General features: G+C 72.5%; 1 pseudogene. It reads right to left on the bottom strand.

What is annotated here, in order from left to right:
* Positions 1–502: pseudogene (locus H6A21_RS10790) on the bottom strand (DDE-type integrase/transposase/recombinase); the annotation flags it as partial.

The raw sequence follows: 502 nt of genomic DNA, 5'->3' as shown, positions 1-502 counted from the left end.
CCTGCCTATCATGCGCCGGGGCACCGAGAACTCGCGGCCGGCGCACCTCACGAGCATCGTCGCGGGGACGGTCTGGTAGGAGACCTCGCCGAGCATCGACTCGAGCAGGGCCCGGTTGCCGAGCGGCCTCAGGGCGTCCTTCTCCCGCATGAACAGCAGCTCGGGCGGCACGCCCGTCGTCCCGTTGGGCTCCTCGTTGCTGCGCCGCTCGATGCGCGCGATCGCGGCGTCGACGCCCTCCCAGCCGTCGAAGTCCCCCTCGTAGGCCAGCAGCCTCGACAGGAAGCGGTTGGCGCTCTCGACCTTGCCCTTCGTCTCGGGGGTCCTCGGAGCGCACAGCACGATCTCGAAGCCCGCCTCCCGCGCGAAGCGCTCGACGCGGGGGTCGCGCCTGCGCCTGCCGTCGCCGCCCACCGCGGCTATCGCCGACATGTTGTCCGTGAGCCACTCGGCGGGGACCCCGCCCAGCCGCGCCGCCGTGTCGTACATGCACGCCAGCAGG

Origin of the sequence: Collinsella tanakaei, assembly GCF_016902615.1 — a bacterium.
Taxonomy (GTDB): Bacteria; Actinomycetota; Coriobacteriia; order Coriobacteriales; family Coriobacteriaceae; genus Collinsella; species Collinsella tanakaei_A.
Note: the sequence above shows the minus strand (reverse complement) of the source record. Positions and strands in the feature narration are given on the sequence as shown.